Below are 26,056 nucleotides of genomic sequence, written 5' to 3'. Positions count from 1 at the left end.
GAGCCGGGCGTACCCACCCGTGGCGGAGGCCGCGAACGGACAGGAGCAGGGAGAGAACTCGTGGACTCACCGCCGTTTCTGCGCATGAGCGGAGTGCGCAAACGCTACGGAGGGGTCACCGCGCTGGACGGTGCCGACTTCGAGGCCCGCGCCGGGACGGTGCACGCCGTCCTCGGCCCCAACGGCTCGGGCAAGTCGACCCTGTTGAAGGTGCTCACCGGGGTGGTCGGGCCGGACGCCGGGGAGGTGCGGCTGGACGGCGCGCCGCTGCGGCCGCGCGGGCCCCGGGACACCCTGGCCGCCGGGATCAGCTCCGTGTACCAGGAGCTGTCGCTGGTCGAGGACTTCACCGTCCTGGACAACCTGGTGCTGGGCGTGGAGCCCTCCCGGTTCGGGCTCCGCGACCGCCGCGCCGCCCTGGCCCGGTCCCTGCCGTGGTTGGAGCGGTTCGCCCCGGCCTTCGGCGGCAGGGTGCCCGCCCGCGAACGGGTGGGCGACCTCGACCCGGGCGAACGCCAGGTGGTCGAGGTGTGCAAGGCGCTGGTCCGCGACCCCCGCCTGCTCGTGCTGGACGAGGCGACCGCCTCCCTGCGGCGCGGCCAGGTGGAGGTGCTCTTCGAGGTCGTCGACGAACTCCGCGCGCGCGGCGTGCTGGTCCTGTTCATCACCCACCGGCTGGCCGAGATCTACGCGGTGTGCGACCGGGCCACGGTCATGCGCAACGGGACCGACGTGGCCACGGTGACCGTGGCCGGGACCCCGGAGGCCGAACTGCTGGAACTGATGTCCGGCCGCCCGAGCGCCGGGCCGTCGGGCGCCCGGAGGACGGGCCCCGTGGCGGAGACCGGGACCCTCCCCACGGCCGCGGAGCCGGAGGAGGCGGACAGGGGCGCCGACCCCGCCACACCGCCGCGCCTGGAGGTGCGCGACCTGACCGGGGACCGGCTCCACGGGGTCTCCCTGCACGTCCGCGCGGGCGAGGTGCTGGGGCTCGGCGGCCTCCAGGGCCAGGGGCAGTCCGAGCTCATGGCGGCGCTCTTCGGCGCCGGTCGCCGGACCGGCGGCACCGTGCTGCTGGACGGTGCCCCGGTACGCCCCCGCTCGCCCAAACAGGCGGTCCGGGCCGGATTCTGTTACGTGCCCGGCAACCGCGGCGTCCAGGGACTGGCACTGGGCCGACCCATCCTGGAGAACCTCGCCCTGCCCTCGGTGGGCCGCCGCGCCTTCCTGGGCGTGGGCCTGTCGAGGCGCCGTGAGGTCGCGGCCGCCCGCGAGGTAGCCGAACGCGTCAACACCCGCTACGGCTCCCTGGACGACCCGGTCTCCACGCTCTCCGGCGGCAACCAGCAGAAGATCGTGGTCGGCAAGTGGTTCCCCACCGAACCCGCCGTGGTGCTGATGGACGACCCCGCCAAGGGCGTCGACGTCGGCGCCAAGGCCGAGATGTTCGACGTGGTGGCCGAGCTGGCCGCGTCCGGTGCCGCCGTGCTGGTCGGCTCCAGCGACGACCGCGAACTGGTCGAGGTCTGCGACCGCGTGCTCGTGATGTTCGAGGGCCGGGTGGTGGACGAGGTGTCCGGGGACCGCCTCACCGAGGACACCCTGATCGCCAGCGCCATGCACGTCACCGGAGCCGACGTCGCCGCCGCCCGCGAGGGCCACGCGAACGAACTCCCCGACCCCGAACCGCGCCACGCCGAGGAGGGCGGAGCATGAACCTCCTGAGGGGCACCGGAACGCGGGACCTGCCCGGTCCGGTGCGGTCCGTGATGTCCGTACACATGCCGGCCCTGGCCGTGGGACTCCTCCTGCTGGTCACGGTGACGGCCTCCGCGATCCTCCAACCGGGGTTCTTCTCGCCCTACGGCCTCAGCGCCAGCTTCGCCACCTTCCTTCCCCTGGCCACCATCGCGGCCGCGCAGGCCATCATCGTGCTCGGCGGCGGTATCGACCTGTCCATCGGCACCATCGTCACGCTGTCCTCGGCGGTGTCCGTGGTGCTCATGCAGGGGGACGACGCCCGCCTGCCGCTGGCCCTGGCCGCCGGACTCGCCACCGGCGCCGCCTGCGGCCTCTTCAACGGCCTGGTGGTGGCGGTCCTGCGCCTGCAACCCATCGTCGCGACCTTCGCCACGAGCTCGGTGTTCGGCGGGCTGGCCCTGCTGGTGCTGCCCACCCCCGGCGGCGAGGTGTCGCCGGTCCTCACCGGGACCTACCGGATGGTCCTGGCGATGTACGTCCCGATCCCCGCCGTACTGCTCGTGGTCCTCTTCCTCGGCTGGCGGCTGCTGCGGGGGACCCGCTACGGCCAGCACCTGTACGCGGTGGGCGGCAACCCCGAGGCCGCCTACACCTCGTCCGTCCCGGTGTCGAGGGTGCGCGTGCTGTCCTACACCCTCGGCGGGGCGGTGGCCTCCCTCGCGGGGGTGGCGCTGCTGGCCGACGCCGGGGCGGGGGACCCCACCCTCGGCACCGAACTCACCCTGGGGTCGATCGCCGCGCTCGTGATCGGCGGCACCCGGCTGCGCGGCGGTTCCGGCGGGGTCGGCGGAGCCCTGGTGGGCGCGGTGGTGCTCTCCCTCATCCAGGGACTCGTCTTCTTCGCCGGCGTTCCCACCAACGCCCGCGAGTTCGTCTACGGCTGCGTCATCATCGCCGCGATCGCGCTCGCCGGGCTCCTCACCGCCCGCGACGGTACGGCGTCCGGAGCATCAGGAGGCACACGATGACCACCACCCTCACCGCGCGCCGCCTGACCACGGACCCGGTGGTCATCTCCGGCGCGGTCACCCTGCTGCTGTGGGTCGTGGCCAGCTTCTACTCGCCCGCCTTCGCCACGTGGGGCCACATCGTCACCACGCTGACCGTCGCCTCGTTCCTCGGTGTGATCGCCATCGGGCAGACCCTGGTGATCATCGCCGGGGGCGAGGGCATCGACCTGTCGGTGGGGTCCGCGGCGACCCTGTCCGCGATCGTCGCCTCGCGCTTCATGGACGGCAGCGACGACGGCTTCCTCTTCGCGGTGCTGGTGGCCCTGGGCTCGGCCTGCGTGATCGGGGTGGTCAACGGGATCGGCGTCCTGCTGTTCCGGGTGCCACCCCTGGTGATGACCCTCGGCATGATCGCGGTCGTGGCCGGGTTCATCCGCCTCTACACCGGCGGGCGCCCCGAGGGGTCGGCCGCGCCCCTGCTCAACCAGCTGGTCACCGGCGACACGGTGTTCGGCGTCCCCGGGGTCCTGTGGCTGTGGCTCGCGCTGTCGGTCGTGGTGATCTGGCTGCTCCGCCGCACGTCGTTCGGGTGGCGGCTCTACGCGGTCGGCGCCAACCGGACCACGGCCCACCTGTCCGGGGTCAACCCCTCGGCGGTCCGGTTCAGCGCGTACGTGCTGTCCTCGCTGTTCGCCGGGGTGGGCGGGCTGCTGCTCCTCGGCTACTCCCAGAACGTCTACACGAACCTGGGCGCCGACTACATGCTCAACAGCGTCGCCGCCGTCGTGATCGGCGGGACGGCGCTGATCGGAGGGGTCGGCGGCTACCTCGGCACCATCGTCGGCGCCGTCCTGCTCACCGTGCTGAGCGCGCTGCTGCGCACCATGCAGATCGGCGGCGGCGAGTGGGGAGACGCGCCGCGCCAGATCCTCTTCGGCCTGGTGCTGATCATCGTGCTCACCGCCTACGGCCGCCAGAGACACCTGCGCGCCTGACCCCCCACGGCCGTGACGCGGACACCCCCCGTGCCGTCACGGCCCCACCACCTCAGTACCGCCAATTCGATGGGGAGACTCCAACGTGACTTCACAGGTGAACGGTCGGCTCGGCGTCGGCGTCGTCGGCAGCGGGTTCATCGCCGACTTCCACACCCGTTCCTTCCGGGGCGTGCGCGACGCCGACGTCGTGGCCGTGTGCGGCCGGACGGCGGAGACGGTGCGCCAGGTGGCCGACCTCGCCAGGGAGCTGCGCGTGGGCGACCCCACCGCCTACGACGACGTGCGCGCGATGGTGCGCGACCCCGCCGTCCAGGCGGTGTGGGTGACCACGCCGAACCACGTGCGCCTGGAGACCGTCCGGGCGATCTGCGAGGAGGTCACCTCCGGCCGGGCCGACCTGCGGGGGATCGCGATCGAGAAGCCGCTGGGCCGGACGCTGGTCGAGGCGGAGGAGGTCCTGAGCCTGGTGGAGGGGGCCGGGCTGCTCCACGGCTACCTGGAGAACCAGGTCTTCGCGCCCGGGGTGACGCGCGCCCACGAACTGGTCTGGGCCCGTGGCGCCGCCGCCTCCGGCTCCCCCTACCTGGCACGGTGCGCGGAGGAGCACAGCGGCCCGCACCGGGCGTGGTTCTGGCAGGGGGAGCACCAGGGCGGCGGGGTCCTGAACGACATGATGTGCCACAGCGTGGAGGCCTCCCGGTACCTCCTCACCCCGCCCGGGACCCAGGCCAGGGACTGGCTGCGGCCGGTGAGCGTGGAGGCCACCATCGCCTGCCTGAAGTGGGCGCGCCCGCACTACGCGGACGAGCTGGTCAACCGGTACGGGCCCGAGGTGGACTACCGCAGGAGCCCCGCCGAGGACTACGCGAGGGCCACCGTGGTCTACGTCAACGGCGACGGCCACCAGGTGGTCGCGGAGGCCACGACGTCGTGGAGCTACGTGGGCGCGGGGCTGCGGCTCAGCTACGAACTCCTGGGTCCGGAGTACTCGATGTCCTCCAACACCCTGGACACGGAGTCGAGGGTGTTCCTCAGCCGTGAGATCGCCGGCGGGGTCGGTGAGGACCTGGTGGAGAAGCAGAACGCCGAGGGCGGGCTCATGCCGGTGGTGCCCGACGAGGCGGCGACCTACGGCTACACCGAGGAGAACCGCCACATGGTCGAGCGCTTCCTGGACGGGAAGCCGCCCCGGGAGGACCTGCGCGACGGCAGGGACGTGACCCGGCTGCTGATGGCCGCCTACCTGTCCGCGCAGGAGGGCCGCAGGGTCGACCTCACCGACCCCGCCACCCTGGAGCGGCTGACCGCCTTCGTGCCCGACGTCGCCCAGGGGACGTGGCGCGCCGGGGTCTGAACCCCGCCGGAAGCACGAGGGGCCCTCGACCCCGGCACGGTGTCACCGGCCGGGGTCGAGGGCCCCGTGTGAGGCCGCGGTCAGGAGACCACTTCCTCCGCCAGCGCCTGGGCCCGCGCCTCGATCCTCTCCCGGATCTTCGCCATCTCCAGCGGCACGCTCTCCTCGAAGTGCTGCTCCATCCGGTCCTCGGACCAGGGGCACTCCGGCTTCACCGCGAACTCGTAGTTCCAGGTCAGGCGCACCCCCTCGGGCTCCTGCTCGTAGTCCCAGACGATGCGCATGAACTCGAACGGGCCGGTCTCCACACGCTCCGCCCGGGTCCGGCCCGCCTCACGGTCCATCGTGCGGTCGGAGACCCAGGTCATCATCCGGCCCTCCTCGTCGGGGACCTTCGTGATCCGGAAGCGGATCGTGTCGCCGTCCTGGTGGATGACGTCGACCGACTCGTAGCTCGGGGCGAACAGGTCGGCCCACGAGGCCACGTCGTTGGTGACGTCCCAGACCAGGTCGTAGGGGGCGTCGATGAGGGTGTCGTACTCGACCTTGACTGTCATCGGGGTCACACACCTTCCACGAGGGTGGGGGCGTCGTCGTTGACGAACGCGATCAGGGCGTTGGGGGAGGGCGACAGCTCGGCCTCGCTGCCCAGCTTGCGGCCGACGCGGCGCTCGATCTCCGCGACGATGCCGAGCACGCCGAGCGAGTCGACACCCAGCTCCTCGAAGGTCTGGGCCGCGGCGGTCTCGGTGTCGGTCCGGACCCCGGCGCTGGCGGAGATCAGCTCCACCAACTCCTCCAGCGTGATGTGTTCCTGTGCCATGTTTCTCCTCGAATCTCGTGTTCAGACGTGGTGTGGGCTGGTGAGGACGACCGCCGAGGCCCCGCCGCCCATGCCCCGGGACAGGACCAGCGCGGTGCGCAGTGGTGCGGGCCGGGCCACCCGGACGACCAGGTCGAGCCCGGCGGGCGGGTCGGGGACGCGGGGTGTGGGCGGGATGACCTGGTGTTCCAGGCTGAGGACCGCGGCGGCCACGTCGAGTGCTCCGGACCCGGCGTGGGCACGGCCGAAGCCCGCCTTCGGAGCGGTGACGGCCACACCGTCGGGGAAGAGCTGGCGCAGGGCCGCGGCCTCGTCGGCGTCGGCCTTCGGCATGCCCAGGGCGTCCGCGAAGACCACGTCCACCTGGTCCGGGGTGACACCGGCGCGGTGCATCGCGCCCCTGGCCGCGTGCAGGAGGCCCTCGCCGCCCGGGTCGTAGCCCCCGACCGACCCGAAGGTGCTCGCGTGGCCCGCGACGACGGCCCGGACCCGGGCGCCGCGCGACCTGGCCAGGTCGTGGTCCTCCACGAACGCGACGGCCGCGCCCTCGGCGGGAACGTAGCCCACCGTCCGTTCCGTGAAGGGCAGGTACACCGAGTCCGGGTCGTCGCCCTCCGCGAGCGTGCCCGAGACCGCCTGGCAGGCCAGGGAGTAGGGCGCCCCGAGGGCCGACTCGCTGGCGCCGACCAGCATCGCGGAGCCCCCGCGGCGCAGGGCCTGGTCTGCCTGGCCCAGAGCGTCGAGCATCCCCGGTTCGTCGGTGACCAGGACCCCGCACATGCCCTTGAGGTCGTTCCGGATCGACACCTGACCGGTGCTGGCCGCGTAGAACCACGCGATGGACTGGTAGGGGCCCACGTGGCTGGGGCCCTTCCCGTACAGCTCGGTCAGCTCGCGCTGGCCGAACTCGGCCCCGCCCGCGCCGGAGCAGATCAGCACCCCGGTGGCGTACGGGTCGGCCGTGACGTCGAAGCCCGAGTCCTCCAGCGCCTCCTCGGCCGCGACCATCGCGAACCAGGTGAACGCGTCGGTCTGGACGACGTACCGGCCGTCCAGGTGTTCGCGGGGGTCGAACCCCCGGACCCGCCCGGCCAGGCGGACCGGGAACCCGCTGGTGTCGAAGTCGGAGAGCGGGGCGATGAGCGACCGGCCCTCCACGAGCGCCGCCCAGTAGTCGTGGGTCCCCGTCCCCGCGGGGGAGACCGTTCCCAGGCCCGTGATCACCAGGTTCATGACCGCACCTCGCTTCCTCGGTCCAGGACGACCGCCGACTGGAACCCCCCGAAGCCGCTGCCGACGGACAGGACCACGTCGATGTTCCGCTCGCGCGCCGTCACGGGCACGTAGTCCAGGTCGCACTCGGGGTCCGGGGTGGTGAGGTTCGCCGTCGGCGGCACCACCCCGGTGTCCATGGCCAGCACACAGGCGGCGAGCTCGATGGAGCCGATCGCGCCGAGCGAGTGCCCCACCATCGACTTGATCGACGTCATGGGGGTGCGGCGGGCGTGCTCGCCCAGGGCCCGCTTCACCGCGTCGGTCTCGTGCCGGTCGTTCTGCACGGTCCCCGAACCGTGCGCGTTGACGTAGTCCACGTCGGTCGCCGGGCGGCGCGCCTGGTCCAGCGCGGTCGTGATGGCCCGGGCCATCTCCGTCCCCTCGCGGCGCAGTCCGGTCATGTGGAAGGCGTTGCCGTGGTTGGCGAATCCCGCGACCCGGCAGCGCGTGCGCGCGCCCCGGCGGCGCGCCGCCGACGCCTCCTCCAGGATGAGCACGGCCGCCCCCTCGCCCATGACGAAGCCGTTCCTGTGCCGGTCGAAGGGCCGGGACGCGTGCTCGGGGTCGTCGTTGGTGTCCGACGTCGCCCTGATGGCGTCGAAGCAGGCCATGGCGATGGGGGAGATCGGGGACTCGGCCGCTCCCGCGACCACCACGTCCGCGAGGTCGTCCTCGATGGCCTGCGCCGCGTAGCCCACGGCGTCGAGGCCGGACGTGCAGCCCGTGGAGACGGTGCGCACCGGTCCGCGCGCGCCGACCCGCTGCGCGATCTCCCCGGACAGCGAGCTCGGGGACAGGGCCAGGTCCAGGTGGGGTCCGGCGGCGCCGGGGTCCACCACCCAGTCCGCGCCGCCCCGGCTCATCACCGCGTACTCGCGGTCCAGCTGGGAGGTGGCGCCGACCGCGGTCCCCATGCTCACTCCGACGCGCCAGGGGGACACGTCGGCCAGGGTCACGGCGCTGTCGGCCAGCGCCTCCGCGGTGGCGACGGCCGCGAACTGGGCGTATCTGTCCATGCGTTCGGCCTCGTCGGGGTCCAGGCCGAGCGCGACGGGGTCGAAGTCGACCTCGGCGGCGATCCGGGACCGGAAGCCCGACGGGTCGAACAGGGTGATGCCCCGGGTCGCGGTCCTTCCCGCGGTGAGCATGTCCCAGAAGGCGGTCGTGTTGGTCGCACCGGGAGCGACCACCCCGACTCCGGTGATGACGGCCTCACGCCTCATGGCGCCTCCCCGGGATCGGGGCGGCGGGGCGCGGTGCGGCGGCGAGGGAGTCGGTGGTCCCCGTGGGGACGTGCCGAGTGGGGTCGGGTGGAAGGGCTCGGTGCCCTGGGATCACGGAAGGACGGCGGGTCAGGGTCAAGGGTGTCTTCTCCACGGTTTCGGGCATGCAGAGGCCGACAGCCGAGTGGCTGAGCGTGCCGCGCGGCGCCTCGGGCGGGGTCGGGCGTCGGTCGGCGGTCGAGGTCGGACACGAGGGCGTCGGGGACGGCACGGTTCAGTACGGGAAGACCGACTGCGGTCCGCATGATTACTTTCGGTACATGTGATATCACGCTAAGGATCGACGTCCCTCATGCGACGCGGCGGCGTGCCACCTGGCTGGCCAGCTTTGTCGGCGGCGGATCCGCGGGGGCGGGTGTCCGTTCCGGTGTCGGGTGCGCCCGCTCCGCGGGGTGGCGGCCGCGACCCCCGAAAACGTCGGCCGAGTTCACGTTACGCAATGGTTAAATAGGCTGGCACGATCCATTAAACGGTGCCAAACATTGAAATTCGAAACATACTGCCCGGATCGGTCAGTTTGAAAACCGTGCCTTGGCCCCTTGTCCGTTCTCACTGTGCGTTATAGCTTGTATCCGTATCTGAATGAGCATCCTCGCGAAACGGGTTGTATGGACGCTCAGCAGGCGTTGGCATCTTTTGTCGTGTTCTCGCTCATTGTCACCGTCACCCCGGGCCCCGCCACCGTGATCGTTCTGAGGAACGGCATCGTGCACGGGGTCCGCCCCGCTCTCTCGGCGGCCATGGGCGCGGCTCTGGGATCCCTCGCCTGGGGGTTCGCGGCCGCGGTCGGGGTCGCCGCGTTCGTGGCCCGTTCGGACGCCGCCTTCGAGGCCCTCCGCTACGCGGGCGCGGCCTACCTCGCCTACCTGGGGGTGCGCACGGCCGTCGAGCGCCCTCCCGCCTACACCCCCGAACCCGAACCGGCGGCCGCCACGGCCCCCTCGGGCCGCACCCGTGTGCGGCCCCTGGCCGGTCGGAGGTGGTTCCGGCAGGGACTCCTCGCCGACCTGCTCAGTCCCAAGGCCGGGCTCTTCTTCCTGGCGGTCCTCCCCCAGTTCGTGCCGCAGGGGTGGGCGCCCATGCCCGCCATGATGCTCCTCAGCCTCGTCGACTGCCTCCTGGTGGCGGCCTGGCTCGGATTCCTCTCGTACTTCTCCCACTACGCACTCCGACGCCTCCACCAACCCGTGTGGTACCGGACGGTCCAGATCGTCTGCGGGCTGACCCTCGTCCTGCTCGCACTGCACGTCGTCACGGCCGACCCGGGCCGATAGCCGCCCCGGGGCCCAGGGAAATCACGCGCAATTGTCGTGAAGGGATTCGCCATGCCTGAAACCATGAAATCCGGTCTGGAGATCAGGCTGGTGGAGGCCTTGCAGCCGGTCAGGTACTTCGTATTGGCGCAGGTGCTCCACCAGTTCATGGAAACCGGACTCCACGAAGAGCTCGACGCGGGTCCCCGCACCGTGGAGGAGTTGTCGGAAAGCCTTTCCCTCCAGCCCCGGCGCCTGGTGGGGGTGCTGCACTACCTCGCCAACGAGGGCTACCTCAGTGAGAACAACGGTGTCTTCTCCCTGGAGGAGAAGGCACGGGAGACCGTCGTGTTCTCCTCCTGGTACAAGCTCCTCGTCGGCGGCTACTCCCAGACCTTCGAACAGCTCGGCCGGACCCTCCAGGAGGGGGCGGGCTTCGCCTCCCGGTCCGGGCTGGACGTGGGCGTCGGCAGCTGCGGCATCAGCCAGTACGACGCCTACCCCGTCATCGTGGGCCTGCTCCAGGCCGTCCGCGACGACGTCGAGTCCGTGGTCGACCTCGGGTGCGGCGACGGCAGCTCCCTGGCCGACCTCATGGAGCTCCTGCCCGGGCTGTCGGCCATCGGGGTCGATCCGGAGCCCGCGAGCGTCCGCGCGGGGGAGGAGCTCATGCGGCGGCGCGGACTCGACCAGCGCGTCCGGCTGCGGGTGGCGGGGGCGGAGGACGCGCCCGAACTGGACCTCGGGCCCGGACCCGTCTGCTTCATCTCCGCCTTCGTGCTCCAGGAACTCCTGGAACAGCAGGGGAGGGAGGCAGTGGTCGGCCTCGTACGCGAGGTGTTCACCCACCACCCGGACGCGCACTGGGTGGTGATCGAGGTCGACAACCGCATCGCCGACCGTGCCGCGATGGCCCACCGACTGGCCCTGTCGTACTACAACCCGTACTTCCTGGTGCACTACCTCACCGAGCAGCGCCTGGAACGCGACGCGTTCTGGCACGAGCTCTTCACCGAGGCGGGGGCCGAGGTCGCCCAACAGCTGACCGCCGACCCCCGCGTCGACTCCACGGGCTTCCTGCTCGGGTACCGCCTGCGGGTGGCCACCGGGGGGCGACGTTGATCGAGACGCGCGCGAAGTCCGAGAGGGAACCGGAGCCCGGGAGGACGGCGGAGCTGAGCTCCAACGAGTCCCCCGCGGGGCCGCCGCCGTCCGCCGTGGACCGGCTGCTCGCCCTCCAGCACTCCCTGCACCGCTACCCCCGTGGGGCCAGCGCCCTGCTGCGCAAGGAGATCGCCGCCCACTGGCGGGTGCGGCCGGACTCCCTGGTCCTGACCAACGGTGTCGACGAGGCCATTGACCTGCTCGCGTCGCTCACCGACCGGGTGTGGTGCACCGTCCCCGGGTTCGACGCCTTCTGGACGCGCCCGGAGACCCAGGGGCTGCCCACCACGCGGCTGCCGCTGAGGGAGGACGGACAGCCCACGGTCGGCCCGGAACGGGTCGGACCGCACGGGGTCGCCTTCGTGGCCCGGCCCAACAACCCCACGGGAACCGTTGTCTCCAGCGAGTGGCTGGACGCGCTGCCCGCCCGGGTCGACCTCGTCTGCGTGGACGAGACCTACGTCGACTTCTCCGAGGAGAGCGGATACGTCCCGAGACTGGGGGAGTGGGAGAACCTCTGCGTCTTCCGCAGCCTGTCCAAGGCCCTCGGCCTCGCGGGCCTGCGGCTCGGGGTCCTGGCCGCCCCTCCGCTGCTCGCCGCCCGCCTGCGGGAACGGCAGCGGTTCTACTCGGCGGACGCGGTCAGCCTCCACCTGGCCGCCGCCGCCATCACCGACGACGCCTACCTGGAGGGACACCGCGCCCAGGTGGTCCGGGGACGTGAGCGCCTGGTGGACCTCCTCGGCGCCTCGGGCCTGTTCGTCGAGGTCCTGCGCACCCAGACCAACTTCGTCATCGCGCGGTGCCCGGACCCGGCCGAGGCCGTGCGCGTCGAACAGTGGCTGGCCGAACGCGGAGTCTACGTGCACGAGTGCTCGCTGCTCGGCTACCCGGGGCGGCTGCGGATCTCGGTCGGCACGGACGAGGAGACCGCGCTCCTGGGCGGCCTCCTGGCGGAGCTGGCCCGGCAGGGCTCCCCAGGGCCTCCCGCCCTGGAGTGAACCCCGGGACCCCGGCCGCGACGACGGGGGATCCCCAGGTCACTGACCTGGGGATCCCCCGGGAGGCGGTGCGGGTCAGGCCACCGCGTTGATGCACCACACGATCCACGGCAGCGCCACGATGTCGATCAGCACCGCCCCGGCCAGCGGGACGATCAGGAAGGCCTTCTCCGAACGGATCCCGAAACGCCGGTTGAAGGCGTCCATGTTCGCCATCGCGTTGGGCGTGCCGCCGAGTCCGTGGCCGACCATGCCCGCCGCCATCGTCGCGGCGTCGTAGCCCTTCCCCAGCAGGCGGAACACGACCAGCGCGACGAACAGCAGCAGGACGATCACCTGGACCGCGAGGAGCAGCACCAGCGGCAGGGCCAGCGCGTACAGGTCCCAGATCCGCAGGCCCATCATGGCCATGGTGAGGAACAGGCCGAGCGACAGCGACGACACCAGCGACAGGGCGCCCTGGTGCATACGCAGCCCGAACCGGTCACCGACGTTGCGCGCGACGGCCGCCACCACCATGGCGCCCACGTACGCGGGCAGCACGAACCCGGTCGTCTCGCTGAACCACGTGCCCAGCGCGACCCCGGCCACCATCACCACGCCGATCAGCACGGCGGTGTTCAGCAGCGGGCCGTAGCCCACCGGCTGCTCCTTCTCCTCCGCCTCGACGGCGGCGGACGCGGCGGTGTCAGGGGCCGACGGCACCTCCACCTTGTGGCGCCGCATCAGCCAGGAGGCCATCGGACCGCCCAGCAGACCACCCGCGACCAGGCCGAACGTGGCCGCGGCGATCGCGATCGCGGTGGCGCCGTCGGTGCCCAGGGCCTCAGCGGTGGGCCCGAACGCCGCCGCGGCGCCGTGGCCGCCCTCCAGGGCGACGGCACCGGCCATCACACCCAGCACGGGGTCGATGCCCAGGGCCTTGGCCATCCCGATGCCCACCACGTTCTGGAGGATCGCCAGGGTCCAGCAGGCCAGCAGGTAGACGATCAGCAGCTTGCCGCCCTTGCGGAGCAGGCTGACGCTGGCGCCCAGACCGATGGTCGTGAAGAACGCGATCATCGCGGGCTCCTGCAGCGTGGTGTCCAGCTCCAGCTGGGCCACGCCGGTCTCCCGCAGGGCCAGGACGGCCAGCGCGAACGCGAAACCGCCGATCACCGGGCCCGGGATGCTGAACCGCTGGAGGAAACCGACGTGGCGCCGGGCGAACTCGCCCAGGAGCAGCAGGACCACGGCCAGGGTGGTGGTCTGGATCAGGTCCAGGGAGATGTTCATGAGCTCCGTCCTCTGGCCGCGCGTACGCGGTCCACCATGCGCGCGGCGACGCGCGCGGTCCGGCCGTCCACGTCCAGGGACGGGTTGAGTTCGGCCACGTCGAACAGGGCCAGCCGTCCCGAGGCGGCGACCTCCTCGACCACGGCCTGCACCACCTCGGTCGGAACGCCGAGCGGCGAGGGGGCGCTCACCCCGGGCGCCACCCACGCGGGCAGGGCGTCCAGGTCGAGCGTGAGGTAGACGTCGTCCACCGTGTCCAGGAAGGAACGGACGAACTCCAGCACCCGCCCCAGGTGGGCGGCGGTGCACTGGTCGTCGGTGAGGTACTCGACGCCGAGCCGGTCGGCGCGGTCGAACAGCACGGGGGTGTTCCCGGCCTCGTTGATCCCGACGACGGCGTACCGGAAGTCGCGTCCCCGGGCCCGCTCGTCCTCGGAGATCTGGAGGAACGGTGTTCCGGAGGTGGGCTCCGGCTCCTCGCGCAGGTCGAAGTGGGCGTCGATGTTGAGCACGCCCAGGGTGCGGGTCCGGTCGGATCCCAGGCCCTCGTCCAGGCCCAGGTAGCTCGCGTAGGCGACCTCGTGGCCGCCGCCGAGCACGACGGGGAAGTGCCCGGCCCTCATGGCCCCGGCCACCACCGAACCCAGCGCGCGCTGGCCGGCCTCCAGGTCGCCGTCGTCCACGCGGACGTCCCCGGCGTCGTAGAGCGCCTCGTCCCGGTGCAGGGCGAGCGGGGCGAGCGCGCGGCGCAGGGCGGCGGGGCCCTCGGCGGCACCGGTGCGGCCCCTGTTCCTGCGCACGCCCTCGTCGGAGGCGAATCCGACGATCGCGGTTCCGGCCCGGCCGGCGTCGTCGAGCGGGCGCACGGTGCCGTGCCAGCGCCGGTGTTCGGCGCCGGGGCCGTCGTCGCGCCCGGTCCAGACGGGGGGATCCACCCTGTTCAAATCGTTCCTCCACTCAGGTCACGCGCCGCCTCTTTGACGAGGCGGACGTAGTAGGGGCGTCGGCGCTCGGTCAGCGCCGCCGGGGCCATCACGGTGACGACCCCGTTCAGGGAGCCCGAGTCACCGAGCACGGGGGCGCTCGCGCCCCACACGCCCTCGTCGAGGGCGCTCTCACTGACCGCCACACCCTGGTCCCGCACCAGGGAGTGCGCTGCCTCCAGGGCCCGCACCCGTTCGGCGGGGAGCCGGTAGGCGGCGTACACCTCCTGGCGCCGTGACTCGGGAAGGTGGGCCAGCAGCGCCTCGGCCGTGGCCCCGCGCAGCAGCGGCCGCACGGCTCCGCGGGTGTAGCAGCAGCGCAGCACCCGGGCCCCCTCGACCGCGTCCACGCACAGGGCCTCGGTGCCGACCGGCACCATGAAGGCCGCCAGCTCTCCGGACTCGTGCGAGAGCCGTTCCAGCCGCGGGCTGATGGCGGTGCGCTCCAGCGCGCCGTTGCGGTACTTCTCCGCGAACCGGACCGCCACGGGACCGGCTCCGTAGGCGGTGCCGTCACGCTGCACGAACCCGGTCGCGGACAGCCGGTCCAGCATCCGGTAGACGGTGCTGACCGGGATGCCGGTGGCCTCGGAGACCTCCGAGGCGGTGGCGTGTTCCGTTTCGGCGAAGACCATCAGCACGCCGAGCAGGCGATCGGTGGTCCGCCCCGAGTTGCCGGACGTCGCGTCGGCTGACATGGCGCCCCCTCTCCCGGACCGGGCCAGCTCCGAGCGGCGCTCGGGACCGGCTCACTCTATGGATCGGACAAAAGGGATGAAAAGGGCAAATTCTCACCCAATGAGAAGGCTACGGTCCGATCCGCGCCCCGGGCATCGGCCGGTTCTGTGAGGTTGCGCTCACGCCGCACCCTGAGGGCGGGCACGAAAAAAGGCCCTGCTGAGCAGGGCCTTCGTCGGTGCGAGAGGGGGCGCGAGCCGTCCCCCCTCGTACGCCCGGTTCTAGAACTCGGTGATCGACTCCGCCATGCCGTCGGCGATCTCGACCTCGGCCATGACGGTGGTCCCGTTCGCGAGGGTCGCGTCGAACTCGTCGAAGTCGCACGCCACGTCGCCGGTGTCGGGGTCCTGGACGCCCCCGGCGCAGGCGTTGACGCCGCCGATGATCACGGTGTCCTCGGAGACGAAGAACGCCGTCCCGTCGATCATGTACTCGCCCGGGGCGATGTACTCCATCTCGCCCACCACGTACTCTTCGTCCCCGCCCGCGGCGCCCTCGTCGGTTCCCCCGTCCGCCGGCTCCTCGGGCTCCTGGTGGCTGTCGTTGTCGTACTCCGTGATCGACTCGGCGTTCCCGGTCTCCAGCACCTCGGCCCTGGCGTAGACGTCCGTGCCGCTCTGGGTGGCGGCCTCCAGCGTCTCCAGGTCGCAGTCCACGACGCCGAAGCCGTTGTCGTCGAGGCCGTTCTCGGCGGGGCAGGCGTTGTGGCCGCCCAGGATCCGGGTCTCCTCGCTGACGAAGAAGGCCTCGCCGTCGATCATGAACTCACCCGGCGCGACGAACTCCAGCTTGCCGGACCGCGGCTCCGTGACCACCGCGGCCTCGTTCCCCTCGCTCTCCTGGGGGGAATCGCCCGACACCGCGCCGATCACGTCCCCGGTGGAGCAGGCCGCGGAGCCGAGGACCACCAGGCCGGAGGTCGCGAGGGCCAGGACGGTGGTACGGAAATTGCGCTTCATGCGATTCCTTTCTCCCCGAAGAAGGAGATTTCTCAATGCGGGTGAGTGGTTTCGGGTATAAGTCGGCAGGGGTTTCCGTGGGTGGGAGAACACGCGCTACGGGGGATGTGCGGTGTTTTCCAGAACCCGGAGGAAATGCGCCTCACGAGGCGCGCCAGTGCCGGTGGTCCGGGTGGAGAGGTGCTGTGACCTCTAGCTGCGCCTCATCGGCGTCGGGAGCTGTGGCGTCGGGCGAGTTCCGTCATCGACGCGTGCCCGAGTTCGTGTGTATCGGTCGCCTGGCAATGCGTTTCGCCCTTTCTCCTCTGCTCGGCGGCGGCCTCTTGTGCCGCGCCTCCTGTGTCCGTGGTTTCTTTCTGTGCGTTCTGATGGCGGCGGGGGTGGAGGAGTTCTCCTGAATGGCGAAGTTTTTTGGGTCCCGGGCCGGGGCGGCCGTGCGTCGGGGCGAACTTCCTGGTCATCGAGGTCGTCATGTTCGGAGCGATCCTCACGTCCATCAACCTGGACCCCGCGTGGCCGACCGCGTACCGGCGCGACCGCCGGGGCCGCGGCGAGGAGGAAGAGCGCTCCCGGGCCTCCCGGGAGCGCTGGAGCACCGAAGCGGGGATGTCCCGGGAGGGCGCGCCGGACAGGCCGTACTCCCCGACACCCGGCTGGGCCCGTCGGGAACCGCCCGGTGGGAGAGGGGCGGGACCCCGTGAAACACGAAGTGCGGGCCGAGATTCGCTCTCGACCCGCACGGAGTTCCTGCTGGTGTCCGAGGGGGGACTTCAACCATTCCCCCACAGGGTCCGAGTCCCCTGGTCCTGAGCACCGACCCCCTGGACGGGCGGTGACCTGCGATGGATTCTTCCCGTTGGTCCCGCTGGACCACCATCGCGCTGCCCTGGTGTGACGCGACCCGCGTTGACCGGCAGACCACAGCAGCCAGGAGCCGAGGTACTCCGGGACGATCGCACGCCGCCCTGAGCCCGAACCGCTGAGGCTTCGATCGCATGAGGAAACCTTGACCGACGCTTCGATCTATAGCGTTTGAGCGGCGGAGCGCAGTTATGCCTCCGAGGCGGCATCGTTGCCGGAGTCGAGCGTGTCAAAGGCTGCAGCGGGCGTCGGCGGGCGGGGATTCGAGGTCGAGGAGATAGGCGTTGACCACGTCGTCGACGCACTCGCTGCCGCCGAGGAGGTAGGCGCCGTGCTGCTTGCCATCGACGGTGAGCAGGCTTCCGCCGAGAGCTCGAGCCATCGCGACGCCACCCTGGTGCGGCGTCGCGGGGTCGCCGGTGACCGACACGACGAGCGTCTCAGGGAGGCCTTCGACTTCGGCGAGCCAGGGCTCGTCGCTCGTGGGCGGTGCGGGCCACGCCTCGCATTCGCTGTGGTAGTTCCCCGCCGTGAACACGTCGAGGTCGAACATCGGCGCGGCCTCCCCGAGCTCGCGTGCGAGCGCGGTCTGTTCCTCCGGCGTCAGGCGGGGCCAGTCCATGCAGCGCACGGCGAGGTTCGTGTCGGTGTCCAGGCCGTAGGCGCCGTCCGGCGTGCGGGCGTAGAAGGCGTCGCGCAGGGCGAGCATCTCGTCGGGGTTCCCTGCCTCGAGCGCGGTCAGGGCGGAGATGACGTCGGGCCAGCTCGCCTCCGAGTACAGTCCGCCGGAGATGGCGAGGTAGACGTCCCAGACGTTGAGGGCTCGGCCATCGGCGGTCGCCGCTGGTGTCTCGATGATCGGCTGGACGATCTCGTGCAGACGATCGTTCGCAGCCGCGGGATCGGCACCGAGTATGCAGCCGGGTGATTCGGCGCAGAGCGCGGCGAGGTCGTCGAACCGGGCCTGCATGCCGGTGAACTGGGAGATGCGGAACTCGCTCGCCGTCAGGTCGGGCGGGACGGCGCCGTCGAGCACGATCGCACGGACCTTCTCCGGGTAGGTCGCGGCGTACATGGCGCCGAGCTCGGAGCCGTAGCTGTAGCCGAGGTAGGTGAGCTTCTCGTCGCCGAGCACCTTGCGTATGAGGTCCATGTCGCGCACGACATTCGCCGACCCGGCGTTGACGAGGTTCTCGACGCCGCCGGAGCCGTCGGCGCAGCGCTGCGCGATCTCGGCCGCCTGCTCGGCGCTCGTGACCTCGTACACCGCGCCGAACCGCAGCGCGTCGCCCGCGTCGTACTCCTCGTCGGTGTAGCAGTCGAGGGCGGGGGTGGACGACCCGACCCCGCGCGGGTCGAAGCTGACGATGTCGAAACGCTCGGCGACGGGGCTGGCCTGCCACAGCGGCAGGGTGGACGCGACGAGGGTGGTGCCGGAACCTCCGGGGCCTCCCGGGTTGATCAGCAACGAGCCCTCGGCCTCGCCCGTGGCGGGCAGGCGCAGGAGCGCGACCCGCGCCCTCTCCCCGTCCGGCTCGTCGTAGTCGAGTGGAACCTCGACCGAGGCGCACTCCAGCACCGGGTTCGCGAACAGCTCAGCGTCCGCCGCGCTCGTCGCGGTGTCCTCGCATCCGCCCCAGTCGAGCTCTTGTTCCAGGTAGGCGCCGAGGTCCGTGTCCGCTCCGGAGTCCGGTGGGGGAGAGGCGGACGCGCATCCGGCGAGCGGGAGGAGTACGGCCGTGGCGGCCGCCGCGAGCGCGGCCTCCAGGCGTCGGGATCGATGTGGGCGTGGAAGATGTGATCGCATGCGTATCTCCTTTGTCGAGCCGCAGGCATGTACGAGGGTGCGGCGACGGTTGGCCCGGTGTTCTTGGTCGGGCGCACTGAGCTGCTCGATCAGGCAGCGACCCTGACCGGCTGGTGCGGGGATGTCAGCTCCCGATCCCGTCGGTCTCGGCGTCCAGGAGCCGGTGATGGCGGAAGGTGAGTGCTCGTTCGATCCCCGCGAGGCCCGCGGTGATGGTGAGCGCCGTGTTCGCCCATGTCGGCAGGTCGACGGGCGAGACGAACGGGGTGAAGCGATTCGCCCAGAGCGGCAGGTGGGTGACCAGTTCGAGTAGCTGCGGCGCGAGGAGGATCAGATTGACCGTCAGCACGATGACGGCGCCGACGGCCAGGGCGCGCCCGACCCTGGGGTGTTGCCGGGAAAGTTGAGCGCGCCGGTGCTCGGGCGTCCCCGGTACGGGATCGAGACAGCGCTGGCCGCCGTCCGCGCTGATCAGGTGGATCCGCTGCATGCCGTACCTGCTCGCGGCGACCTCGATGCTGTCCGATCCGAGCGGGAACCGGACCGGCATGTCGCAGGTCCGCACGTGCCGGGCGTCCCTGTAGAGCGAGGCGCGGCCCGACAGGTGATCGACATCGACCGTCGCCGTCGACGCATCGGGAAGGTCGATCGCGAATCGTGTGCGCTGCAGTGAGAGGGAGGGGCGGAACGGTGGCAACGGCGCTCCCGGATCCGGAGCGGGTGTCGACCATGCTCCCGCGTCGCCGTCGAGCCCGTCGAAGCCGTCGATCCGGCCGTCGCCGTGAGGCCTCTTCCGCGCCGCGCCGGTCCAGGGGTCGTGCCAGTCGCTCACGTCTGATCCCGTCCTGGGTCGGGGCGGGAGGGAACACCACCACGAAGTCTTTTTGGCATGCTCATGCTAGATAAAATAGCACAGGCATGCCAAAAAATGGCTAGGATGGTGTCATGCCTAAGAGAGTCGACCCGGAGGTCCGCCGGGAGCAGGTCGCCGATGCCGTGATCGACGAGATCGCCGAGCACGGGATCCGCTCGGTGACCCTCACCCGGATCTCCGCACGCACCGGCCTGGCCATCGGGAGCATCCGGCACTACTTCGGCGACAACGTCCGCGAGGTCATGCGCTTCACGCTGGGCGTCCTCATGCAGCGCGCCGCGCGCCGCGACGCGAGGATGTCCGACGACCCGGTGGCGCGAATCGCGGATGTGATCGTCTTCGCCACGCCGACCGACGAACAGGAGCACCGGGAGAACATCGCCCTGGTCGAATACCGTGTCATGGCGCGCACGGACCCGGAGCTCGCGGCCGACATCGCCGCGACGTCCCTCGCGGCCGAGGAGCTGATCCGCTCGCTGCTGCGCGAAGCGCTGGCTGACCGTGTTGTCGACGAGGAGGCGCTGCACCGCGAGGCGCTCCTGCTGTTCGCCCTGATCGAGGGTCTCTCGTTCAGTTCGGCGCTGTTCTCCGCCCCGTTGCAGGAGACGGACGCCCGCGCCGTCGTGACGGCGACCATGCAACGTCTACGCGACGCCTATCCGCCTTCCGAGAAAGCCGTCGGGGGAGCGGCTGGAGAATCCTGAGGCCGCCGAGGAGTCACGGAACTACGGCTGGCACGTCATGGACACAACGCTCATGTCCGAGCGGAACCGCGTGAGGATCGCCCGGAGGGGGGAGTGTCCTCGCGCAGGAGCAGGTGCTGCGGACGGCAGTTCCTAGCCTCCCTGTTCGAAGCCGATCTGGTCCGCAACCGCGGGCCCTGGAGGAACCTGGCCACTTGGAGATCGCGGTGGCCGAGTACGTGGGCTGGTTCAACCACCGCCGCCTGCACGGCGAGATCGGCCTGGTCCCGTTGGCGGACCCGGTGCTGTCCGCCCGGTGCTCAGCGGCTGCCCTGATCGTTCATCGCGTGACGCCCCGGCCTGCGTTGCGGGGATATCGGGAGCGTCCGAGGGGGCCGGGGGAGCCGAATCCCCGAGCCTGTGACCTGCGGACCCTCGTGGAGGCTCTTCCGCGGGCATGAGAAAACCCCTGCTCGTGGCAGGGGTTTCACTGGTGATCCGGTGTCCGAGGGGGGACTTGAACCCCCACAGCCTTAACGGCCACTAGCACCTCAAGCTAGCGCGTCTACCTATTCCGCCACCCGGACTGGGCTGTTCGGCGTGTGTCGCTCCGAACAGGTTTAACCATAGCAAAGGTCTGGGGCCGCCCGAACCAGTTTTCCGGCGGGGGGTCACCGTGACAGGCTCTAGGCCAAAAGGTGCGTCCTGAGATGGGAGAACCAGATGGTGGAACCAGGCAGGGAACCGAGCGCGGGCGAGGTCGAGGTCGTCGACCTGTGCCGGGAGCTCATCGAGATCGACACCTCCAACTACGGTGACCACTCCGGGCCGGGCGAGCGCAAGGCGGCGGAGTACGTGGCGGCCAGGCTCGACGAGGTCGGGGTGGAGTCGCGGATCTACGAGAAGCACCCCGGGCGCAGCAACGTCGTGGCGCGGATCTCGGGAGAGGACTCCTCTCGTCCGCCCCTCCTCATCCACGGCCACCTGGACGTCGTCCCCGCCGCACCCGAGGACTGGACCCACCACCCCTTCGCCGGTGAGGTCACCGACGGCTGCGTGTGGGGGCGCGGCGCCGTCGACATGAAGAACATGAACGCGATGGTGCTGGCGATGCTGCGCCAGCGGCTGCGCGAGGGGCGCAGGCCCCCGCGCGACATCGTGCTGGCCTTCCTCGCGGACGAGGAGGCGGGCGGCACCTGGGGCGCCCAGTACCTGGTGGACGAGCACCCCGAGCTGTTCGCCGACTGCGACTCCGCGATCAGCGAGGTCGGCGGCTTCTCCTTCACGGTCAACGAGAACCGGCGCCTCTATCTCGTGGAGACGGCGGAGAAGGGCATCGCGTGGATGAAGCTGACCGCGCGCGGCACCGCCGGGCACGGTTCGATGACCAACAGGGACAACGCCGTCACCGAACTGGCGGCGGCCGTCGCCCGGCTGGGACAGCACGAGTTCCCCGTGCAGCTGACCCCGACCGTGCGGACCTTCCTGGAGGAGATCTGCGAGGAGTTCGGCATCCCCTTCGACGAGAGGGACGTGGACGCCACGGTGGCCCGGCTGGGTCCCATCGCCAAGATGATCGGCGCCACCCTGCGCAACACCCTCAACCCCACGGTGCTCGGCGGCGGCTACAAGGCCAACGTCATCCCCGGTGAGGCCACCGCGCAGGTGGACGGGCGCTTCCTGCCCGGGACCGAGGACGCGTACTTCGCGAAGATCGACGAACTGCTGGGCCCGAAGGTCAGCCGCGACTTCATCCACCACCTGCCCGCCGTGGAGACGCCCTTCGACGGCGGCCTGGTGAACGCCATGTCGGAGTCGCTGCTGGCCGAGGACCCGGGCGCCAAGGCCGTGCCCTACTGCCTCTCGGGCGGCACGGACGCCAAGAGCTTCTCCCGGCTGGGCGTGCGCAACTACGGTTTCGCGCCGCTCAGGCTCCCCCCGGAGCTGGACTTCGCTGGCATGTTCCACGGGGTGGACGAGCGCGTTCCCGTGGACGGCCTCCAGTTCGGCGTGCGGGTGCTGGACCGGTTCGTCGGCATGAGCTGACCTGCAAAACCGCCCATAGCGGGACGGGACGAAAGGCCGCGCCGAGAAGTTCTCGGCGCGGTTCTCTTTTTCGCCCATGGTCACTCACGGTGATGCTAGTGTTGCTTTCAGTTCAGCGGGGCCTCTGTTTACCGGGGCTTCGCGGTGCGACCGTCAGCGGCGTCGCCGCGCGGGACCGTCCAGCAGCAATGACACGAAGGGGCATCCATGGTGCTCGCGAGCCGAGGGTGGCTGGTTTCCTCCAGTCGCGCTGCTCGCAACGCCCGTGGTGCCTACGCTCGGTTGCTGCTCCTGTCCGGCATCGTCGCCGTCGCCTGGCTGGCCGGAGGAATGGGTGTCGCGCACAGCGAGACCGCCTCCGAGTCCGGCGGGCTCGGCGGAAGTGTCCTGGGCGTCGGTGAGCTCACTGACCGCACCGGTCAGGCCGCCGACGAGCTCCGGGACTCCAAGCTCTCCGACACCGCGAGCCGGGCGGCCTCCTCCACGGAGGCCCTCACCGGCGGCGTCGTCCCCCAGGCCTCCTCGCTTTCGAGGAACGCGCTGCGGGAGACCGGCGCGGCGCTGGAGGAGAGCTCGGTGGGCGCCGTCGTCCACGACACCGGTCAGGCCGTCGACGACACCGCTCGCGGGGCCACCGGCCTCGTCGCCGGGGTCGCTCGCACCGGTCAGGGGGTCGTCGACTCCACGGACCAGTCGTTGCGCGAGTCCGCGCTGGTCGACAGTGTGGCCACCAGCCTGAACGACACGGTCGGGCGCGGTGGGATCGACTCCGTGACCGAACCCGGCGGTCCCCTGGGACTGCCGATCCTGGGCTCCGAGGAGGAGCCCGCCGTCTCCGCGCCCACCGCCGAGCGTTCCGACGCCGAGAAGCGGGAGCGCGAGGAGAGGGTGGCGCGCGTCAAGGACGAGGTCGCCGCCCACGTCGCCCAGACCTCGTGGCGTGTGGCCAACGAGGTCGCGGGGAACGCCGGTGACACGGCCTCCGACGACGACTCCGCAGAGCGCATCCGCCTCATCGGCGGTGGCTCCCACCACCAGGTCGGGCCGGACACCACCGGTGCCTCCGCCCCGTCCTTCCCGGCACCCGGTGCCGCTGGTTTCCTCATGGCCCGCGCCGGTCACATGGCGCTTCGGGCCCAGCGGGTCGCCCTTCCCGGCGACCCCACCCTGGTCGTTCGCGATGCCGCGGACGACCCCTCGTACTCTCCCGACTAGCCGCGCTCCCAGACCGCGGCCGGTCCGTGCGCCCTGCGCACAGCCGCCCAGCCGATTCCCGGTGGGCGCGCTCCCTTCCCAAGGCTCCATAGCCGGGAACTCCGTCCGCGGTCACACGAGTAGCCAGCAGGACCTCCTCGTCGACCAAAGGACAGCCGATGACCCAGTCAACCCACCTCCGTTTCGCGGCCCTCGTGGCCACCGGATTCTTCGTCGCCGCCAGCGGCATCGCCCACGCCGACACCACGACCAGCGGTAACGGATCGCTCGGCGGCGGCAACCAGCTCGTCGTCGACGGTGACCTTCCGATCAACCTCTGCGGGAACGCCATCGCGGTCCTGGGCGTCGCCGGTGCCAACTGCACCGACGGCGGGGCCAGCGTCACCGAGACCGGCACCCCGAAGAACCCGCACCCCGGCTACGACGGCCACGAGCCCGGGGAGCCGGGCAAGCCCGGTGAGCCCGAGGAGCCGGGCACGCCCGGAGAGCCCGGCCAGCCCGGTGAGCCGGAGGAGGACAAGCACGAGCAGCAGAACCCCGACGACGACCCCGTCGTGGGGGACCCCGAGGAGCCCGCGGGGGAGCAGGACAAGGGGCGGGGCGAGGACGGGCAGTCGCCGTCCGAGGAGCCCTCGCCCGCCGCCCCGGGGACCCCCGAGCGGCCCGCCGACGCCGCCTCGCCCTCCGCTCCGTCCGCCGACGAGCAGCGCCTCGCCGTGACCGGCACGGACCAGAGCGGCCTCGCCGCGCTGCTCGCGGGGGCGGTCCTCACGGTCGCCGCAGGCATCGGGCTCCTGCTCTTCGGCAAGCGCCACAGGGCCCGGGCCTGATCAGCTCCCCGGGCCCCCGGGCCCGGGGGTTGACGCGAGTCCCGCAGCACCGGCCGAGGCCATGTGCTCGGGGTTCACGTCAGCCGCCGCTCAACCAGAGCGGAGCTGATCGACGGGGTGTGGACGTCCGCACGCAGCCAGCGCAGACGGACGCCGACCACACCCACCAGACCGGCAGACCACGCACCGCCCAGGTGCGGAGCCGACCGGATGATCCCCGGCCTCAGCCAAAGGCCCGCATCCCACCCAGGGGTGTGGAACGGCCTGTGGGCCCGCACAGACACCTTCTCATCAACTCGTTATCTCGAAAGGACTTCCCACATGCGTAAGTGGGCTAGCACCTCCGCGAAGTCCGTGCTCCTCGCGGCCGGCTTCGTCGCTCTGGGCACCGGCGTGGCCTTCGCCGACAGCGACGTCGCCACCAGTGGCAACGGCTCGGTTCTCGGTGGCAACCAGGCCGTCCTGAACGCGGACGTCCCCGTCAACCTCACCGGTAACGCCGTCGGCGCCGTCGCCGGCATCGCGGGTGCCTCCAGCACCGGCAGTGACGCGAAGGTGATCGACCACCACCACAACGAGGTCCACACCTCGGGCAACGGCTCGATCCTGGGCGGCAACCAGCTGGTCGTCGACGGCGACGTGCCGATCAACGTCACCGGCAACGCGATCGGCGCCGTCGGCGGCGTCGCGGGTGCCTCCAGCACCGGCAGCGACTCCAAGGTCCTCCAGGGCGGGCACGGCCACAAGCACAAGCACGGCGAGCCCGACGTCGCCACGTCCGGCAACGGCTCCCTCATCGGCGGTAACCAGATCGTCGGTGACCTGGACGTCCCCGTGAACATCTCCGGCAACGCGATCGGCGCCGTCGGCGGCGTCGCGGGTGCGGCCGCCACGGACGCGGACGCGATCGTCCGCCAGAGCCACGAGGCCCCCGGCGTCGAGCACCAGTCCGCTCCGCTGACCACGGCCGACCTGCTCAGCGAGGCCGTCGGCAACGCGCAGATCCTGCCCGACACCTCCGGCATCGACGCCGGTGTCCTGCGTCAGTCCGCCCCGGTCCGTGAGCACCAGTCGATCGCCACCTCCGGCAACGGCTCCGTGCTCGGCGGCAACCAGGCCGTCGTGGACCTGGACGTCCCCGTGAACGTCGCGGGCAACGCGATCGGCGCCGTCGGCGGTGTCGCGGGTGCGGCCGCCACCGACAGCGACGCCGTCGTCAAGGAGGCCCACCGCGACATCGCGACCTCCGGCAACGGCTCCGTGCTCGGCGGCAACCAGCTGGTCGCCGACGCCGACGTCCCGGTGAACGTCGCGGGCAACTCCGTGGCCGCCGTCGCGGGCATCGCGGGCGCCAGCGCCACCGACGCCGACTCCAAGGTCGTGCACCAGAGCGCGGAGACCGAGCCGCAGGCCTCCGCCCTGGACAGCGTCCCGCTGGTGGACCAGCTGCCCGAGGTTCCCGTCTCCGAGATGCTGCCGGTCGGCTACGACCTGAGCGAGACCGCCGCGCAGTCGGTCGAGGAGCACGCCCCGGAGCGCGCCTCCGAGCTGCCCGACGCCTCCGAGATCCCGTCCGTCGACCCGGTCGGTGACCTGCTGGGCGCCGCCGGCATCGGCCTGTAGCTGACAGAACAGGTTCCAGGGTCCGTACGGCGGACGCCTCCGGGCGTTCCTCCGGACACGGTCCGAAGGACCTGCGTGGGGGGTGAGCCCGTACACGGCCACCCGCCGGACCAGGGGGAGTGCGGCCTCCCGTTCCGTTATGGAACGCGGTGGACTGCGGGAAGCCGGACCTCCCTGGCACGGCGGAGGCGGTGCTGCGGGCGGTGTCCCCGCGACCGGCGCCGAAAGAGGTGCCGTGCACGTCCGAAGTGAAGTGGTGGTGAGTCGCCTCCGCGCTCCCGTTCCGTTATGGAACGCGGT

At 71.4% G+C, this 26,056-nt stretch carries 23 protein-coding genes and 1 tRNA gene; 13 read left to right on the top strand and 11 right to left on the bottom strand.

From position 1 onward, the window contains the following. Positions 1-60 precede the first annotated feature (60 nt). The 4 genes from AC0VYL_RS25400 to AC0VYL_RS25385 all read left to right on the top strand — a co-directional run bounded on the left by AC0VYL_RS25400 (position 61) and on the right by AC0VYL_RS25385 (position 5,063). Positions 61-1,716: a sugar ABC transporter ATP-binding protein gene (locus tag AC0VYL_RS25400; RefSeq protein ID WP_475456602.1), complete on the top strand. Its 1,656-nt coding sequence runs from the start codon at positions 61-63 to the stop codon at positions 1,714-1,716. Continuing rightward, positions 1,713-2,729 carry an ABC transporter permease gene (locus tag AC0VYL_RS25395; protein ID WP_475481668.1) on the top strand — a complete coding sequence of 339 codons (1,017 nt, stop codon included), beginning with the start codon at positions 1,713-1,715 and terminating at the stop codon, positions 2,727-2,729. Before AC0VYL_RS25400 ends, AC0VYL_RS25395 begins: the two co-directional genes overlap by 4 nt. Beyond that, the gene (locus AC0VYL_RS25390; protein WP_475456598.1) at positions 2,726-3,706 is read left to right on the top strand and encodes an ABC transporter permease; all 981 of its coding nucleotides are present in this window, start codon (positions 2,726-2,728) and stop codon (positions 3,704-3,706) included. Before AC0VYL_RS25395 ends, AC0VYL_RS25390 begins: the two co-directional genes overlap by 4 nt. Before the next feature lie 85 nt (positions 3,707-3,791). Next, a complete protein-coding gene (locus AC0VYL_RS25385) occupies positions 3,792-5,063 on the top strand; it encodes a Gfo/Idh/MocA family protein (protein WP_475481667.1) in 1,272 nt (423 codons plus the stop codon). An 80-nt stretch (positions 5,064-5,143) separates the two neighbouring features. On the opposite strand, the gene AC0VYL_RS25380 is transcribed toward AC0VYL_RS25385, so the two are convergent. From AC0VYL_RS25380 to AC0VYL_RS25365, 4 genes are read right to left on the bottom strand one after another with little or no spacing between them, the layout of a single operon-like run. After that, positions 5,144-5,620: an SRPBCC family protein gene (locus AC0VYL_RS25380; RefSeq protein ID WP_475456594.1), complete on the bottom strand. Its 477-nt coding sequence runs from the start codon at positions 5,618-5,620 to the stop codon at positions 5,144-5,146. Positions 5,621-5,625: 5 nt separating this feature from the next. Then, positions 5,626-5,886 (bottom strand): acyl carrier protein, encoded by a 261-nt coding sequence (locus tag AC0VYL_RS25375; RefSeq protein WP_475456592.1) that lies wholly within the window; start codon positions 5,884-5,886, stop codon positions 5,626-5,628. Positions 5,887-5,907: 21 nt separating this feature from the next. Then, complete coding sequence (locus AC0VYL_RS25370) at positions 5,908-7,119, bottom strand: beta-ketoacyl synthase N-terminal-like domain-containing protein (RefSeq protein WP_475456590.1); 1,212 nt, start codon at positions 7,117-7,119, stop codon at positions 5,908-5,910. After that, positions 7,116-8,384 (bottom strand): beta-ketoacyl-[acyl-carrier-protein] synthase family protein, encoded by a 1,269-nt coding sequence (locus tag AC0VYL_RS25365; RefSeq protein ID WP_475481666.1) that lies wholly within the window; start codon positions 8,382-8,384, stop codon positions 7,116-7,118. Before AC0VYL_RS25365 ends, AC0VYL_RS25370 begins: the two co-directional genes overlap by 4 nt. A 164-nt stretch (positions 8,385-8,548) precedes the next feature. Between AC0VYL_RS25365 and AC0VYL_RS25360 the strand changes: the two genes are divergently transcribed. The 4 genes from AC0VYL_RS25360 to AC0VYL_RS25345 all read left to right on the top strand — a co-directional run bounded on the left by AC0VYL_RS25360 (position 8,549) and on the right by AC0VYL_RS25345 (position 11,862). Continuing rightward, complete coding sequence (locus tag AC0VYL_RS25360; RefSeq protein WP_475456586.1) at positions 8,549-8,710, top strand: hypothetical protein; 162 nt, start codon at positions 8,549-8,551, stop codon at positions 8,708-8,710. 342 nt (positions 8,711-9,052) lie between these two features. Then, positions 9,053-9,718, top strand: coding sequence for a LysE family translocator (locus AC0VYL_RS25355; RefSeq protein WP_475456584.1), 666 nt, complete (start codon positions 9,053-9,055; stop codon positions 9,716-9,718). A 51-nt stretch (positions 9,719-9,769) separates the two neighbouring features. Beyond that, the gene (locus AC0VYL_RS25350) at positions 9,770-10,819 is read left to right on the top strand and encodes a 2-ketoarginine methyltransferase (protein WP_475481665.1); all 1,050 of its coding nucleotides are present in this window, start codon (positions 9,770-9,772) and stop codon (positions 10,817-10,819) included. Beyond that, positions 10,816-11,862 carry a pyridoxal phosphate-dependent aminotransferase gene (locus AC0VYL_RS25345; RefSeq protein ID WP_475481664.1) on the top strand — a complete coding sequence of 349 codons (1,047 nt, stop codon included), beginning with the start codon at positions 10,816-10,818 and terminating at the stop codon, positions 11,860-11,862. Before AC0VYL_RS25350 ends, AC0VYL_RS25345 begins: the two co-directional genes overlap by 4 nt. 75 nt (positions 11,863-11,937) lie before the next feature. Here the strand turns inward: AC0VYL_RS25345 and gltS are convergent, their stop codons facing one another. From gltS to AC0VYL_RS25315, 6 genes are all read right to left on the bottom strand, one after another. Further along, positions 11,938-13,137, bottom strand: coding sequence for a sodium/glutamate symporter (gene gltS, locus AC0VYL_RS25340; RefSeq protein WP_475456578.1), 1,200 nt, complete (start codon positions 13,135-13,137; stop codon positions 11,938-11,940). Beyond that, positions 13,134-14,072: a formimidoylglutamase gene (gene hutG / locus AC0VYL_RS25335; protein WP_475481663.1), complete on the bottom strand. Its 939-nt coding sequence runs from the start codon at positions 14,070-14,072 to the stop codon at positions 13,134-13,136. The genes gltS and hutG overlap by 4 nt, the downstream gene beginning before the upstream one ends. Positions 14,073-14,077: 5 nt before the next feature. After that, complete coding sequence (locus AC0VYL_RS25330; RefSeq protein WP_475456574.1) at positions 14,078-14,818, bottom strand: IclR family transcriptional regulator; 741 nt, start codon at positions 14,816-14,818, stop codon at positions 14,078-14,080. Positions 14,819-15,079: 261 nt separating this feature from the next. Further along, on the bottom strand, positions 15,080-15,817 hold the full coding sequence (locus AC0VYL_RS25325; protein ID WP_475481662.1) for a hypothetical protein: 738 nt from the start codon (positions 15,815-15,817) through the stop codon (positions 15,080-15,082). Between the two features lie 1,090 nt (positions 15,818-16,907). Beyond that, on the bottom strand, positions 16,908-18,485 hold the full coding sequence (locus AC0VYL_RS25320; RefSeq protein WP_475481661.1) for an alpha/beta hydrolase: 1,578 nt from the start codon (positions 18,483-18,485) through the stop codon (positions 16,908-16,910). Positions 18,486-18,609: 124 nt separating this feature from the next. Further along, on the bottom strand, positions 18,610-19,317 hold the full coding sequence (locus tag AC0VYL_RS25315; protein WP_475481660.1) for a hypothetical protein: 708 nt from the start codon (positions 19,315-19,317) through the stop codon (positions 18,610-18,612). Positions 19,318-19,430: 113 nt separating this feature from the next. Here AC0VYL_RS25315 and AC0VYL_RS25310 point away from each other — a divergent pair, with 113 nt between their 5' ends. Continuing rightward, on the top strand, positions 19,431-20,063 hold the full coding sequence (locus AC0VYL_RS25310; protein WP_475481659.1) for a TetR/AcrR family transcriptional regulator: 633 nt from the start codon (positions 19,431-19,433) through the stop codon (positions 20,061-20,063). Positions 20,064-20,544: 481 nt separating this feature from the next. Here AC0VYL_RS25310 and AC0VYL_RS25305 read toward each other — a convergent pair. Next, positions 20,545-20,629, bottom strand: a tRNA-Leu gene (locus AC0VYL_RS25305). Positions 20,630-20,765: 136 nt separating this feature from the next. Between AC0VYL_RS25305 and AC0VYL_RS25300 the strand changes: the two genes are divergently transcribed. The 4 genes from AC0VYL_RS25300 to AC0VYL_RS25285 all read left to right on the top strand — a co-directional run bounded on the left by AC0VYL_RS25300 (position 20,766) and on the right by AC0VYL_RS25285 (position 25,756). Next, positions 20,766-22,088, top strand: coding sequence for a M20/M25/M40 family metallo-hydrolase (locus AC0VYL_RS25300; RefSeq protein WP_475481658.1), 1,323 nt, complete (start codon positions 20,766-20,768; stop codon positions 22,086-22,088). Between the two features lie 207 nt (positions 22,089-22,295). After that, positions 22,296-23,303 carry a hypothetical protein gene (locus AC0VYL_RS25295; protein WP_475456563.1) on the top strand — a complete coding sequence of 336 codons (1,008 nt, stop codon included), beginning with the start codon at positions 22,296-22,298 and terminating at the stop codon, positions 23,301-23,303. Positions 23,304-23,461: 158 nt separating this feature from the next. Continuing rightward, positions 23,462-24,133, top strand: a complete 672-nt coding sequence (locus AC0VYL_RS25290; protein ID WP_475481657.1) for a chaplin family protein — start codon at positions 23,462-23,464, stop codon at positions 24,131-24,133. A gap of 321 nt (positions 24,134-24,454) precedes the next feature. After that, positions 24,455-25,756 (top strand): hypothetical protein, encoded by a 1,302-nt coding sequence (locus AC0VYL_RS25285; protein WP_475481656.1) that lies wholly within the window; start codon positions 24,455-24,457, stop codon positions 25,754-25,756. Positions 25,757-26,056: the final 300 nt, after the last annotated feature.

The sequence above is a fragment of the Nocardiopsis sp. iso_238 genome, from assembly GCF_056173325.1.
The sequence above is the reverse complement of the archived record's forward strand: the minus strand, read 5'-3'. Positions and strand labels throughout refer to the sequence as shown.